The sequence below is a fragment of the Anabaena sp. FACHB-1391 genome, from assembly GCF_014696755.1.
Lineage (GTDB): Bacteria > Cyanobacteriota > Cyanobacteriia > Cyanobacteriales > Nostocaceae > Dolichospermum > Dolichospermum planctonicum.
On sequence record NZ_JACJQS010000062.1, the window covers coordinates 1 to 14,079 of the forward strand.

General features: G+C 39.1%; 10 protein-coding genes and 2 pseudogenes. 3 read left to right on the top strand and 9 right to left on the bottom strand.

Going from position 1 to position 14,079, the window contains the following annotated elements; translation table 11 throughout:
* Window positions 1–702: pseudogene (locus H6F62_RS19650) on the bottom strand (addiction module component); the annotation flags it as partial.
* A gap of 291 nt (window positions 703–993) precedes the next feature.
* On the opposite strand from H6F62_RS19650, the gene H6F62_RS19655 reads away from it, so the two are divergent.
* Together H6F62_RS19655 and H6F62_RS19660 are read left to right on the top strand one after the other, a co-directional pair.
* Complete coding sequence (locus H6F62_RS19655; RefSeq protein WP_137909456.1) at window positions 994–2,343, top strand: N-acetylmuramoyl-L-alanine amidase; 1,350 nt, start codon at window positions 994–996, stop codon at window positions 2,341–2,343.
* A gap of 143 nt (window positions 2,344–2,486) precedes the next feature.
* Window positions 2,487–3,146, top strand: coding sequence for a rhomboid family intramembrane serine protease (locus H6F62_RS19660; RefSeq protein WP_137909455.1), 660 nt, complete (start codon window positions 2,487–2,489; stop codon window positions 3,144–3,146).
* Between the two features lie 88 nt (window positions 3,147–3,234).
* On the opposite strand, the gene H6F62_RS19665 is transcribed toward H6F62_RS19660, so the two are convergent.
* From H6F62_RS19665 to H6F62_RS19700, 8 genes and pseudogenes are all read right to left on the bottom strand, one after another.
* The gene (locus H6F62_RS19665) at window positions 3,235–5,847 is read right to left on the bottom strand and encodes a chloride channel protein (RefSeq protein ID WP_137909454.1); all 2,613 of its coding nucleotides are present in this window, start codon (window positions 5,845–5,847) and stop codon (window positions 3,235–3,237) included.
* Between the two features lie 157 nt (window positions 5,848–6,004).
* Window positions 6,005–7,318, bottom strand: coding sequence for a TldD/PmbA family protein (locus tag H6F62_RS19670; RefSeq protein ID WP_137909453.1), 1,314 nt, complete (start codon window positions 7,316–7,318; stop codon window positions 6,005–6,007).
* A gap of 111 nt (window positions 7,319–7,429) precedes the next feature.
* Window positions 7,430–8,305: a Tab2/Atab2 family RNA-binding protein gene (locus H6F62_RS19675; RefSeq protein ID WP_190372773.1), complete on the bottom strand. Its 876-nt coding sequence runs from the start codon at window positions 8,303–8,305 to the stop codon at window positions 7,430–7,432.
* A 103-nt stretch (window positions 8,306–8,408) separates the two neighbouring features.
* Entirely contained in the window at window positions 8,409–9,095 is a 687-nt protein-coding gene (locus H6F62_RS19680; RefSeq protein ID WP_137909460.1) for a uracil-DNA glycosylase, read from the bottom strand.
* A gap of 229 nt (window positions 9,096–9,324) precedes the next feature.
* Window positions 9,325–9,624 (bottom strand): annotated as a pseudogene (locus H6F62_RS19685) (hypothetical protein); the annotation flags it as partial.
* 110 nt (window positions 9,625–9,734) lie between these two features.
* Window positions 9,735–10,958: an MFS transporter gene (locus H6F62_RS19690; protein ID WP_190372774.1), complete on the bottom strand. Its 1,224-nt coding sequence runs from the start codon at window positions 10,956–10,958 to the stop codon at window positions 9,735–9,737.
* Between the two features lie 44 nt (window positions 10,959–11,002).
* Window positions 11,003–11,977: a glycosyltransferase family 2 protein gene (locus H6F62_RS19695; RefSeq protein WP_137909450.1), complete on the bottom strand. Its 975-nt coding sequence runs from the start codon at window positions 11,975–11,977 to the stop codon at window positions 11,003–11,005.
* Window positions 11,978–12,099: 122 nt separating this feature from the next.
* Entirely contained in the window at window positions 12,100–12,801 is a 702-nt protein-coding gene (locus H6F62_RS19700) for a C40 family peptidase (protein WP_137909449.1), read from the bottom strand.
* A gap of 994 nt (window positions 12,802–13,795) precedes the next feature.
* Here H6F62_RS19700 and H6F62_RS19705 point away from each other — a divergent pair.
* Complete coding sequence (locus tag H6F62_RS19705; protein ID WP_190372775.1) at window positions 13,796–14,053, top strand: hypothetical protein; 258 nt, start codon at window positions 13,796–13,798, stop codon at window positions 14,051–14,053.
* Window positions 14,054–14,079: the final 26 nt, after the last annotated feature.

Consider the following 14,079-nt stretch of genomic DNA (forward strand, 5'->3'; position numbering starts at 1 on the left):
ATAAACTTCTGTATAACCTCTGTCACAGCCAATTATTTTACCTTCGGTCTTTTTTTCGGCTTTTTGAATATCGGTTGTGTAATGTATTTCCCATCTACCATTGCGCTTGATTAGCCTTAACTGACATTTTACTTCTGTCGGTAAAGTCGTTGGCAACTTCAGATTTTTACCCTTTGTGAGTCCACCGAAACGCAGCCACACCACACCTTTATTATCTAATTTAGTATCAAAAGCCCTAAGAATAATTTGGTTGCCAACTTTCGTATGACCTCGATACCAAAACTTTCTCACCAAGGTGCAAAGTTTGGGATGATCCAACCATTCACGACTTTCTAATGTAAGTTGTAAAACCCCTTTTTTGGACTGGAAGGATTGGAACGATTGACCCAAGGATTTCATCACTTTTTCGATGCAAGCAGCCTGAACCAAATGGATATCATCAATTACATCATAAAGGGTTGAATCCCATAATTTAGCAGGTAATTGGTACTTGTCTTTCGACGTGCGTAGCTGTTTGTCTATTTCAAATTTAGAAATACCCCAAGCCTTTAACGAGCCGAACTCATTCCACAAGTCAGAGCGTAGTTGTCCTAAACGCAAAGCAATTAAATCAAGTTGGTTAGATTTCCACGTATTTAGTTTTTTAGTCCCTAAAATGGCGATTCTCGTAACGGTTAACTGATTTTTAACTTTGAGTTTCATAGTCTAGACTGCACTACCTTCTATTAAATCACATTGGCTACTATTTGGCTCATAAATATTTTGTTCTTCGGCTATTTTTTCCCTAAGTCAGCCCCCACAAGCGGTTGTCTTGGGGTGATAGTCGAATTGCTTATAAACTTGTTCTGGAGTTAGGTATTTCATCTTGGGTTTAAATACGATTAACCCCAATATACTACGTTATTTTGAGATTAAATCCCAAGACTGTTAAAACCTACCGTAATATGGGGTAAAATAGCAATTGCTGGGACTTAATAACGGAAATAGGTAAAAATGGGACGTATTTTTATTTCTGCTGCCCATGGTGGCATAGAATCCGGTAAAAATGATCCTGGAGCGATCGCTGGTGGGACGACGGAAGCAAAGGAAATGATTCTTTTGCGGGATTTGGTGGTGACAGAACTCCGCAGCCGTAATTTAGAAGTTTTAGCCGTTCCTGATGATTTAAGTGCCGCTAAAACTATAGTTTGGATTAATGCCCGCGCTAATGTCAAGGATGTGGCGCTAGAAATTCAAGCTAATGCTGCTAGTAGTCCCTCTGTCCGGGGCGCAAGTGTATTCTATATTGCCAAAAATCAGCAACGTCAACAAAATGCGGAACTATTATTGAAGGGACTTTTAGTCCGTGTCCCCCAATTACCGAGTCGCGGAGTTAAACCAGATACAGATAGCGGCTTGGGTAAGTTACAGTTTTGTCGTCAAACTACGATACCAGCTTTATTACTACAGGTTGGTTTTTTAAGCAGTCCTGAAGACCGCGCTTTGTTGCAAAGTCGTCGTCGTGATTTTGCTGTGGGAATTGCTGAGGGATTAGCTGCTTGGAATCAGGTAAATGATCCTAAACAAGCAACTCCTCAAACCAATTATAATAATATAAATATCAATATTAATGGACAAAATTACTCGGAACAAGGATTATTAATTAATGGTAATTCTTATATTCCCATTGATTTAGTAGATCGTTTACGGGTTGATGTTTCAAAGCTCTCTAATTTGCGCCGGATTACCTATCGTCAAATAGTTTACATCAAAGCAATTGAACTGCGAGAGTCTCATGTTTCCGTTGATTGGGATGGTGCTAACTGTGTTGTGAAATTACGCTCAATTTTACCAGTTTGTTTGGGACAAATTGAGCAAATTATCTCCAATGGTAATACATCAGAAGTACAGCTACAACTATTTCTAAAAAACAATAATGAAAGCGCTCTGATCCAGTTTCCTGATCTTCCTAAACTATATCGAGAAGAAGCAAATATTGAGGGAGTAAATTATGATATTGCTTTTTGCCAAATGTGTTTAGAAACTGGATTTTTGCGCTTTGGTACTGATATTAAACCCCAGCAAAATAACTTTGCTGGTTTAGGTGCTGTTGGTGGTGGGTCTCAAGGAGCTTCATTTCCTAGTGCGAGGATTGGCGTGAGAGCGCATATTCAACATTTGAAAGCTTATGCTAGTTTAGAACCTTTGGTACAGGAACAAGTAGACCCTAGATTTCGCTTTGTTACCAGAGGTGTTGCTCCGTCAATTAATCAATTATCGGGACGCTGGTCCGCAGATTTGGACTATGGAACTAAAATCACATCCATTATCCGTAGACTCTATGAATCAGCAAATATTTTGTAACATTGGTCATTAGTGACGTATCTTATACGTGGGTGCGTGACGCTGGCGTTAACACACCCTACTGTTCTGTTCCCTGTTCCCTGTTTCCTATTCCCTCTGATTAAGCGTTATAGTGCTATTAGTGATTATTAGGAACGACATTTGTGTTTCCCCTCTATGATGAAAATCCGACCCGAATTACCCCATATTTTACCTATGGGTTGATTGGAATGAATGTTCTAGTTTTTCTCCATGAAGTAAGTTTATCAAATACACAACTAGAACAGTTCTTCCAATTGTATGCTGTCATACCTCAACAATTAACTACTAACTGGAGTGGTGAATGGACAACCTTATTTACTTCTCAATTTTTACATGGAGGTTGGTGGCACTTAATATCAAATATGGTCTATCTTTGGGTTTTTGGTAATAATATTGAAGACCGTTTAGGACATTTAAAATATCTATTTTTTTATTTAACTTGCGGTGCATTGGCTGCTTTATGTCAATGGTTTATTGGTATCAACTCGATTATTCCTTCCTTGGGGGCAAGTGGAGCTATTTCTGGTGTTTTAGGTGCATATTTAATCTGGTTTCCTCGCGCCAGAATTACCACTTTAATCTTTTTAGGTTTTTTTATCACTACAATTAATGTTCCTGCATTGGTAATTATTGGGATTTTCTTTCTCCAAAATCTGATTTCTGGTTTTGCTAGTCTGCAAACAGCAGCTAACATGAGTGTAGAAACCGGGGGAGTTGCTTATTGGGCGCACCTTGGTGGTTTTATTGTGGGCATGATTTTTGCTGTTTGGCATAGGGAATAGTAATATATTAGTAGGGTGGGTCAGATATCAAAATCTGTTACTCAAACTCTTACTCTTCGCGCTTTTGCGTGAAAGAAATTCATGTTTTCTATTCCCGAATAGCACTACTAACCAAAATTACCGTACTATTAACACCTGAAGCTATTGCTTCAGGAATATTACCTTGAATTGCTTGTTGTAATAATCCCTCACGGGAAGCACCTAAAATCACAATATCAAAATCTTCAGCTTTGACTAACTCAATGACTCCAGCCGCCACAGAGTTAGCTTGTAAAGATGCGGCGACAATGGTACTATGTAAATTGCGGTGACGCATTAATTGACGGGTAGATTCTTCTAAAACCGTCATATCTGGTGTAAGTTCTCCAGGTTTCACCACCTGAGTTAAACGAATTTCTGTTTTATTTCCCAATGTGACTAAAGATGGTAATAATTTAATGGCTATGGGTGCATTTGGTCCCCCGGCCATGGGAATTAACCACCGTTTCAATTGCTCAAGGGAATGGAAATTATCACCTAATTTCACCAAAACAACATCACAGTTAGCTTGACGAATAATGGTATCTACCACATTACCAAAAATCCGTCCTGGGGTGGATGTATTTCCTTTCCAACCCATGAAAATTAAATCTATATGTCTTTCCTTGGTAGTTTCTAAAATTGCTTGGGCGACATCATGGGCGACACGAATTTGGGTATGAATGGGAATATGCTGTTTTTTGGCTAAACTTTCTGCTTGTCGGAGTAAGCGACGACTTTTTGTAGTGTTGACTGGGGTTTCTGTTGGGGAAATGTGACGAGATACCAAAATGATTTGTAAACATTCTATTTCATAATGGCGATCGCGGGCAATAGCCGCAGCCATTTCTAATAAAGTGACGGCGGTTTCTGGGTTAGCAATGGTGACTAATAATCTACCTCTGCCAATACTGGGGGATCTTGTTTGGTAAACTAAATAAGAAGGTTCTACTATAGGACTTCTCACCCCATTTTCCCCATTTAAATGTTCTGCTTCTGCACGAATAATATCAGCACGGGTAATAATCCCAATTAATTTTTTTCCTTCTACTACAGGTAAACGACTAATTTTATATCTATCTAATAAATAGAGAACATGACTGAGGCTATTTGTGGGTGTGACTGTCACTGGTTGAGGTGTCATAATCTCTTTTAAAAGAGTCTCATTTGGTGAGAGATGATTACGGATTTTCTGTAAATCTGTTTGGGAAATTAATCCTACTAATTTATTATTTTCTACCACAGGAAATCCCCGATGATGGGAACGAGAAAAAGCCTTAATCACCTCATCTCCTGTCATGTTTGCTTCTAAGGTTTCCACTATCCGCTGCATGACATCCTGGGCTGTTAATTGTGTTAATATGCCTTCATTTACATTATCTTTCTTAATAACAATGCCATTTAATTTTAACAGTTTATCATAAAGTGAACCGGGAAAAACTTTATCAGAAACTAAATAAGATGTTACAGATACCACCATTAAAGGTAATACTAAATTAAAATCTGTGGTCATTTCAAAAACAATGACAATTGCGGTTATGGGGACTTTGGAAACAGCACTAAAAAATCCCCCCATTCCTGCTAATGCGTAGGTGGTAGGTGAACCAATGCCAAATATTTGCAATTCACAGACACCAATAATATGCCCTAAACAAGAACCTAAAATTAAACTGGGGGCAAATATTCCTCCGGGCGCGCCTGAACCAAAGGCAATTAATGTTAAGATAAATTGGGCGATAAAGGCAATTCCTGCTACGGGAATATTTGCTTCACCAGTGATCATAAACTCTCGCAAACCTGTATTATCTCGAAAATGTTCAGGAAGTAAAGCAATAATCAAACCAGAAGCGAAACCAGCTAAAGCCACTCGTAAAGGTAAACTAATATGTAAACGGCGATAAATTTGAATACTAAAAATTAATCCCTTACTAAATAAAGCTGCTAATAAACCGATGAAAATTCCCAAAATTAATAAAATAGGAATTTCTAATAGGGAAAAAGTGCTAGAATGGTCAATTAGTTTTAAGTCTAATTGCAAACTACCGCCACCCAACCACCGGGAAATTACACCTCCAATAAAGGAAGCAATAATAGCCGTTCCTAAAGTTAAACCGGATAAATCTTGTAATAACTCTTCAATAATAAATAATACCCCTGCTAAAGGTGCATTAAAAGCCGCCGCTAAACCGGCCCCAGCACCCGCTGCTATCATTTGTCTCCGGTGGTCTGGGGAGGTGGGAACTAAACGACTCATTCCTGCTGCTAAACCTGCACCCACTTGGACTGTAGGACCTTGTCTTCCCAAGGTTAAGCCCGAACCCAAGGAAATCACGGCGCTAATTAACTTGACAAAAGCTACTCTCCATGATAATGTAATTGGTACATTAGCTAAAGCTGCCTTAACTTGGGGAATACCACTACCAGATGCCTCCGGCGCTAACCTTTGCACTAACCAACCGGAGAGAAAACCCAAACTAATACCAATAACTGGTAGAGCGATCAATGGTGGTAATATGTGGCTTGTATGTACCCTCCATGTTCCCAACCACCCTGAACCCTGTTTGAGTAATACCGCAGATAAAGCAGCCACTATCCCAATTATAGAGGCTTCTGCCATCGCTAAACCCTTTCTAGGTTGCCAAAAGTGGCGAAGGCGCTGGGTTAGCATTACCAGGGAAATCATAAATTTGGATTTTGAATTTTAAATTTTAAGTTTTAATTATATAGGGGTCGGGGACACTTTTTTAAGCATTATACAAATTAAATGCAGTATGGCTTAATCATACATAGGTTGGGTGGCGTTGTCGCTTCACCCAATCTATAAACTACAAACTCTTGTCCTAACTATTTTTCCCAGTAGTAGAAAGTCCTTCTACTATTAGGGATGGTGTATAACAAGAACCATTCCAATCTGCGTCCCCACCGAGTTCTAGCACTTGTTTGAGGGCTGTGTAAACATTTCCTGCTACCATCGTATCCTTGACCCGTCCAATTATTTGACCGTTTTTTACCCGATATCCTAAGTCAACATTAATAGAAAAATCACCAGATAGTCCGCTACAACTACCTAACATTTGATCGATAATTAAGCCATCATCCATCTTTCTAATCAAGTCTAATAGGGAAAGATTACCGGGTTGAATCAGGAAGTTAAATAGCCCAGGTGTGGGATAACTACTTAAACCAGGACGAAAACCATTACCAGTGCTACCGCTGTTTAATTTTTTTCCCGTAGTGCGATCGCTATAAAAATTCCGTAAAATTCCATTTTCGATAAATATTAATGACTGGGTAGGTTGACCTTCATCATCAAAGGGACAGCTATAGGGACCTGCTGCTGGGTTTTGGTAAAGGGTAAGGGTGGGTGCAATTACTGGTTTAGCTAACCTATCAACCCAGGGAGAAGATTTTTCTAGGATGTGTTTACCATTCAAAGCTGCTTGCACAGTTCCCCACAGCATATCTGCTGCTTTGGAAGTGAACAAGACAGGACAACGACCACTGGGACTAGAAATATTTTCTCTAGCCCAATTTAAGCGCTGTAAAATTTGACTGGCTACTTTCTGTGGGTTGAGTTGATTCCGTTGGGTTTGGCCATCAGCAACATTAAGAAAATCATCACCTCTGACCCATTCCGCTGACATATAGCAGCTAAGTGTGGTGTCAGTGTAATGAGAGTCTAAACCTTGGCTGTTGATCAGTCTGGTGTTTTCTATATCACACTCCCAGTCACTATGACAAAGAACATCTGGATAGACATCACGAATCAAAGCGATCGCCTCTTTACCCCAATTAATCAACATTTCGACGGATACAGATGTGCCTAAATCCGGGTAATATTGCCCGCTATGACTCCCTAATTCTACTGCTTCTGGTGGATTTAAGCGACTCAGTGCCAAAGATTTCTCCACCATAGTCTGGGGATCAACATCGCCATAAGCTACGGTCAAACCGGGACAACCATCCCGCCATAGCCGCAGGGCTGTACCTTCAGATTGACTGGTTTCTATTTGTTTGAGACGGTTGGCCTCAAAAAAAACCGGTCGAGAAAGCGATCTTGATTGGTACACCTCCGCCGCCTCAGCACCAGATTTGAAGGCAAGTTCTAGTAACTGTTCCGCTAGTGTATCTTGTAACAAATTTACAGAACCCATGTCCTTTTATGAATTATGGATTTTGGATATAAGCCGCTTAATCGTCGCTCCTGATTATCCCATTAGCGTGTCATCAAAAGTTACAGTTTTTTTATCTCCTTTCCTGTTCCCTTAGGGCAAATTGACTTCTTGTAACAGCCAAAATCCCTCAAAGGACTGGGCTTGAGCATCGGACTGGACTCCGATAAAATGGACTCCATTGGCTTGTTCTTTGGCTACAGCAAAGCCTTGTGCTTCCTTGAGGAGTTGAGGAGTGCGGATATTAGCCACAATCCAACTTTCCGTGGCCCCAGTTTCTAAAATCAATCTGTTGCCACTACTGGTATCAAATCGCAAATAAGCCATTTCTAAACCAGACATCCAAGCGGCTATTGGTAAAGCCCTGGGTGAGAAAATCAAAATCCCTGGAATGCGTGTTTCTGGGGACAATTGCGCCAATTCTAGGGGAAATGCTTCACCAAAGCCTATTTCCCAATCTGGCATATCAGTAAAATCACTCGCCTGTAATGTCACAAAATTCCATTGTTTCCCTTCTAAGGCATCTGGTAAACGCTGGGGTAAAGGTCTATCTAAACGCACCGAAGGATTAGTCACTCCCTGATATCCCGGTTGTTGGGGGTAAACTTCTGCCATGCGCTGCTGTATCCATTGATTAAGAACCAATGTGCGCCGACTTGGTGCTGCGGGTATTCCCACGTCTTCGCAGGATTTTGTAATCATGTTATTCATTTGGCGACGGAAAAAGCGGATTTTGGTAGGTGCTGTACCCGCTTTCTCTATAGCTTCCTGTATTGCGGTCCGCAACCAACCAGAATTTACCTGGGTACTAGGGCAGTATTTAGCATAGCGAAATAGAGTATCTGTCGGTGTACCAATATCTACGGGACTTTCACAAACTAACATTTCCCAGACTTTTTTCTGGTTTTCGTCCAAAATTGGACGGGAGTAAAAATCAAGTTCCCAGTACATTTTTCTCTGGCTGCCCATGTTTTAATAGTAAAAATCTGATGATTTAAATATTTTGATTTTCTAACTTTACCAAGTTACAGGAGTATTGACGAGTTAAAGATGGTAATTGGTGATGTAATGCTTAATTTTTGTCTTTTGTTTTGATTTCATCCAGCTTATCACGGACTGTCTGTATATCTTGCCACATTAGCCATTTAGGCGCTCCCTGTTCCCGCGAAGGGTTACGCAATAAGTAGGAGGGATGAAAAATCGGCATACATAAACGTCCTTCCCATTCTAGCCATTGACCACGAATTTTGGTAATAGGTCGTTTGTCGCCAATTACACTTTTAACTGAAGTTGCACCTGTGAGTAAAATAATTTTTGGGTTAACTAAGCGAATTTGCTCCCATAAATAGGGTTTACAAGCCGCTATTTCATCCCCGGTAGGTACACGATTTTCCGGTGGTCTACACTTACAAATATTAGCTATATATATATCTGTATCTGTACTTAATTTAACTGATGCTAAGATATTTTCTAGTAATTGTCCTGATCTACCGACGAATGGTAAACCTGTTTCGTCTTCGTTTTTTCCCGGCGCTTCCCCGATAATCATAATTTTGGCTTGGGGGTTACCACGGCCAACTACAACATGAGTCCGGTTTGCTGCTAATGGACAACGGTGACAGTGATGACAGTCTTTTTCTAATTCTCCCATATTCTCATAATTTCCGGGGACAATGGGAATTTGTCCATGGAGAGGAATTAGCGATTGCTGGTTCAAGCTAGAGTTATCAAAGAGACTTAGTTGAGTTTCGTGCTGCATGGAATTTGGGATAGTCACTGGTAACTCCAGTGGGTTGAGGCCGAATATTATTATTTATCTTACAGCAGTAGGTTGGCGTTAAAAATTGTCGTTATGACAAGGGAACTCCTAACTGGGAACTTTACTTTTCGTTACTTATGTCGGTTTTTTTCTGTTCACTTACTGAGAACGTTTGTAGAGACGTGACCTGGGTAGGGATTTTCGGCTCTACATTCTTTTTCATCAGAGGTCTATTGATGGGAACTTTTGTCTGCCATACTTGCTCAAATTCTGCTTGAGTAATTTCAAATTCTTGTATATCTAGTATATCTATTTTCTGATCACACAACATCCCATAATCGTCCAGGAAGTGGCTATGATCATAAAATAAAACATTCCCATTTTCATAGACTTCTATTTGTCTGAGAGGATATAAAGTATTTCCAATCTCCATGAAGTATGTACTAGTACCCCAATCATCAAATTCACCACCTAGGGATACATCCCAGACCCATTTATAATATTTTTTTGTTTCTTGTTTTGGAGACATAATAAATTTAATCCAGCCAGTAATTTTCCTCTAATAATAAGTTGCTATTTGTTCCCTATTCCCTATTCCCTGTTACCTGTTCTCCAGGGTTCAATTTCCCATCCGTTGAATTATTTTACAGCATAGACATCTTGATGACGACCAAAGGCAAAACTTAGAGATTCCGGTATATTGCGGCTAGACTGGGTCAAGAAAATTACAATTGCCAGAACTGTTAGACCCGTGGTTAAACCAAACATACTGCGATAACCGCACGTTTCGGCTAATGTTCCAAAAACCGCACCTGCTATAGCTAAACCTATATCAAATCCCATTAAAGAAGTACCAAATATCCTACCTCGTTCGTGGGGTAAGGTTCTATCTGTCATTAATACGGAAATCATGGGAATTAGTGTCCCAGAAGCAGCACCTTCCATTAATGCTCCTAATAAGAACATTAAAGAGTTATTTGCTTGCCATACGCAGATGAGAGAGAGAGTATAAGCTATCAAACTCATAGTGACAAATAAACCACGTCCATATTGATCTGAAGCTTTCCCAGTAAATAATCTACAACTAAAACTGGAAATGGCGGCCACGGAGAAAAATAAACCTGGATTTAAATCCACTCCTGTTGATTTGATGAATAGGGAGATGAAAGTATGTAAACTACCTAAAGTCAAACCACTCAATAATAAGACTAGAGCCGGAATCCGCACGCGAGGACTAGTTAGTATTTGCCAAAAGTTATCATTTTTGCTGTTAATTGGTTTGATGGCCATAGGTGGGTTGACAATGGGGATAATACATAGTAAACCTAAACATCCTAAAGCCGCAGATGAGAGGAATAATGGGGTATAACCAGCGGTTGCTTGTAAAAATCCACCTATGGCTGGACCTATGCCCACACCTAAAGGACTTACCAAACTCATGTAACCGACTACTTCCCCCCGACGGTGTTCTGGTGCTAAATCTGCCACTAAGGCAGTGTAAGCTGTGGCAAAAGCAGCAATACTAATACCATGAAAGGCACGAATCAACATTAGGGGAATGACTGATTTTACCACTAAATATCCTAAAGGCGCGATCGCTACCACAAACATCCCTATCAGTAAGACTATTTTGCAGCCTCGGTTATCAGCTAAAGCCCCCATTGATGGTCTAACTAGTAGCATACCAATGGCAAAGCTACCCATAACAATGCCAATTTCCTGTTTACTCGCACCAATATGTTCAATATATAAGGGTAAGGTCGGCAATAATGAGGCTAAACCTGACCAAAAAAACAAACCTGCGGCAAATAACATGAGCAGGTTTTTCCGCAGTTCAGCGTCAAAAGTATCAAAAGCTTTCACGGCAGATGCAATAATCCTAAAAGTGTTATTTTCCTATTGTTACGTTACTTAACATTTTTTGCCACAACTTCCCGCACACGATAGATAGGCCTTCCCTGAGATTCATGATATGTCCGCATTAACAACTCTGCCAAAAGACCGAAACAAAACAACTGTACACCAGTTACTAGCAACAAAACCGCCAAAATCAACAAAGGACGATTACCGATATCTACATGGAAAACCAATTTGACGAAAGTTAAATATATACCTATTCCCCCACCAGAAACCATAGAAATTAACCCTAACAGTCCAAAGACGTGCATAGGACGGGTGAGGAACTTTTTCATAAATAGAATAGTTAATAAATCCATTAATACCCGAAATGTCCTTGATATCCCATACTTACTCTGTCCAAACCGCCGCGCATGATGACGCACAGGGACTTCAGTAATTCTCGCCCCTTCGATATATGCTAATGCGGGTAAGAAGCGGTGTAATTCCCCATAAAGATTCATATCCGCCACTAATTCAGCCCGATAAGCTTTGAGAGAACAACCATAATCATGAATATAAACGCTAGTAGCACCACGAATTAGCCAATTGGCGATTTTAGAAGGAAGTAGGCGATTTAATGCCCCATCTTGGCGATTTTGCCGCCAACCACTGACTAAATCATAACCCTCATCCAGCTTTGTAATTAACATGGGGATATCAGCCGGATCATTTTGCAAATCAGCATCTAAAGTCACAATTACCTTGGCCTTAGCATAATTAAAACCAGCAGACATGGCCGCAGTTTGTCCATAGTTACGACGCAATATCACCACTTTTATATCAGTACGAATTTGTGCCTGTTCTTTGAGAAATTCCGCTGAACCATCACTAGAACCATCATCTACACAAATAATTTCATAGTTCAATTTACTAGCTGTGAGAGTGGAAGAAATTGCTTTTAGTAATAAAGGTAGACTTTCTACTTCATCTTTAATTGGTATAACTACGGATACATCTAAAATTGGTGATTGATGATTAGTCATTTTTTATAGCTGATAATTGATTTGATATTTATTTGATATAAATCCGTTTCCATAATTGATTCTCATCTTTTTGATCTATATGTCACTAAAACGCCTCTGGGTAGTCGGAAAATACAGTTTATCTATCCATGACCAGGATAACTTTTGATTACTCTACCAGCACCGCGCAATTGTTGATAATAACACTGACTAACTTTGTCTCCTTGTTCCGAAAGTTGGTCAATACCAATACCATTCCGTCCTTGATCTTTTCCCGAACTGTGAATATAATAACCATCACCTAAATATAAACCCACGTGAGTCGCTTTTTTTGAAGTACCAAAAAATATTAGATCTCCTAATTTTAATTCCGTCATATCAACTATTTGAGTAAAAGCCTCCTGTTGATAAGCATCTCTTGGTAGCCAAACACCTACAGATTTAAAAGCGGCTTGCATGAAACCAGAACAATCATAATTAGGTGCAACTGTGCCACCCCAAAGATAATAATTATCTTGTTCCTTTGCGGCTTGAGTAAAAGCAATAATGTCGGTTATGCGTTGTTGAATTTCTGCTGCCCAGATCAACTGGGGTTGATATAATGTTTGAGTCGCTTGCATAAACTGCAAATCTTCCCTAGACAACCATCCCGGATAGTCGTCTTCACATAAACAGACTTCAACTGCTTGATGATGATGATTTGATGTTATTTGTAAATGTCGTCCCGTTGCAGCTTGAGTTGCTAACCGGACACATTCAGGAGAGTCATAGACATTGAGGTTAGTTGTACATTGATATTCATTTGTCAGGGAATAGGGAATTTGTGAATTTAGATTTAAGGACATGGGTAATATGATGATTTTTTGTATAAATGTTCTCTGTATCAGGATTATCTTCTCTACATTATGTAATTTACCATTAATGTCATATCTAATAATTTTGGACTTCATTAGACTGGGAAACGCTATATACAAATTAAATGCAGATAATTTCTTGACCTGAACATATCCCATCAGTTACAAGATATATTTTAAATAATCTTTTTTAAGTCCTTTTTTCTTGGTGTGCTTTGAGTTTATAGTTTTATTTATCACTGCGTATGAATGAGTTAACCATAAATCATAATTAAAACTTATCATTATAGGATAATACTTTTAATATTCATAACTTAGGAAAATTCAACTTTAGATTTTCTTAACAATTAATTGAGAATTATTTTTATTTAGGAACGAGCTTGCAATACTTTCGGCGATTTGCTAGAATTATTGAGAATTTCATAATTGGGTTAATATTGTCAATTTCGTACCTTGCTCAAAAGATGATTTTCAGAAGTCTTTATTTATAGTCGTTTCAGAGATCAATTTTCAAAAAAATACAAAACTTTACAAATTAGCAGTGGTTTAAAAGAGTAAATTGGGGAAAAATTATTCAGCAAATCATGTACTTTAATTGGTAGAACAAATATACTATTGACAAATATAGTAACTTATGGTATGTAGGGTGTGTTAGCGATTAGTAACGCACCATTTTATCAAATCGTTGAAATTGTTTAATGTGAGGTTATTAATAATTGAATCTTGATCATATCGCATCAATCACAGGATTATTTAAAGATAATGTAGAGACGTTTGTCAACTGTCACCTGTCAACTGTCAACTGTCAACTGTCAACTGTCAACTGTTCCCTTATATAGCGAACTGCTTGCAGCAGCGCTTCGCTATCGCTATGTTTCACATAAAGTCTTTCCCCATGGTGCGTTACTAGTCGCTAACACACCCTACTTTTAAAATTTCAGATAGTTCTTCCTTATCAATTTCAGGGTAACATTTTTAAAATCCTTTGTCAATACCTAAAAAGCAAATTTTTCGCGGTTTTTTGCGTTTTGTCAACTGTCAACTGTCAACTGTCAACTGTCAACTGTCAACTGTCAACTGTCAACTGTCAACTGTCAACTGTCAACTGTCAACTGTCAACTGTCAACTGTCAACTGTTCCCTTATATAGCGAACTGCTTGCAGCAGCGCTTCGCTATCGCTATGTTTCACATAAAGTCTTTCCCCATGGTGCGTTACTAGTCGCTAACACACCCTACTTTTAAAATTTCAGATAGTTCTTCCTTATCAA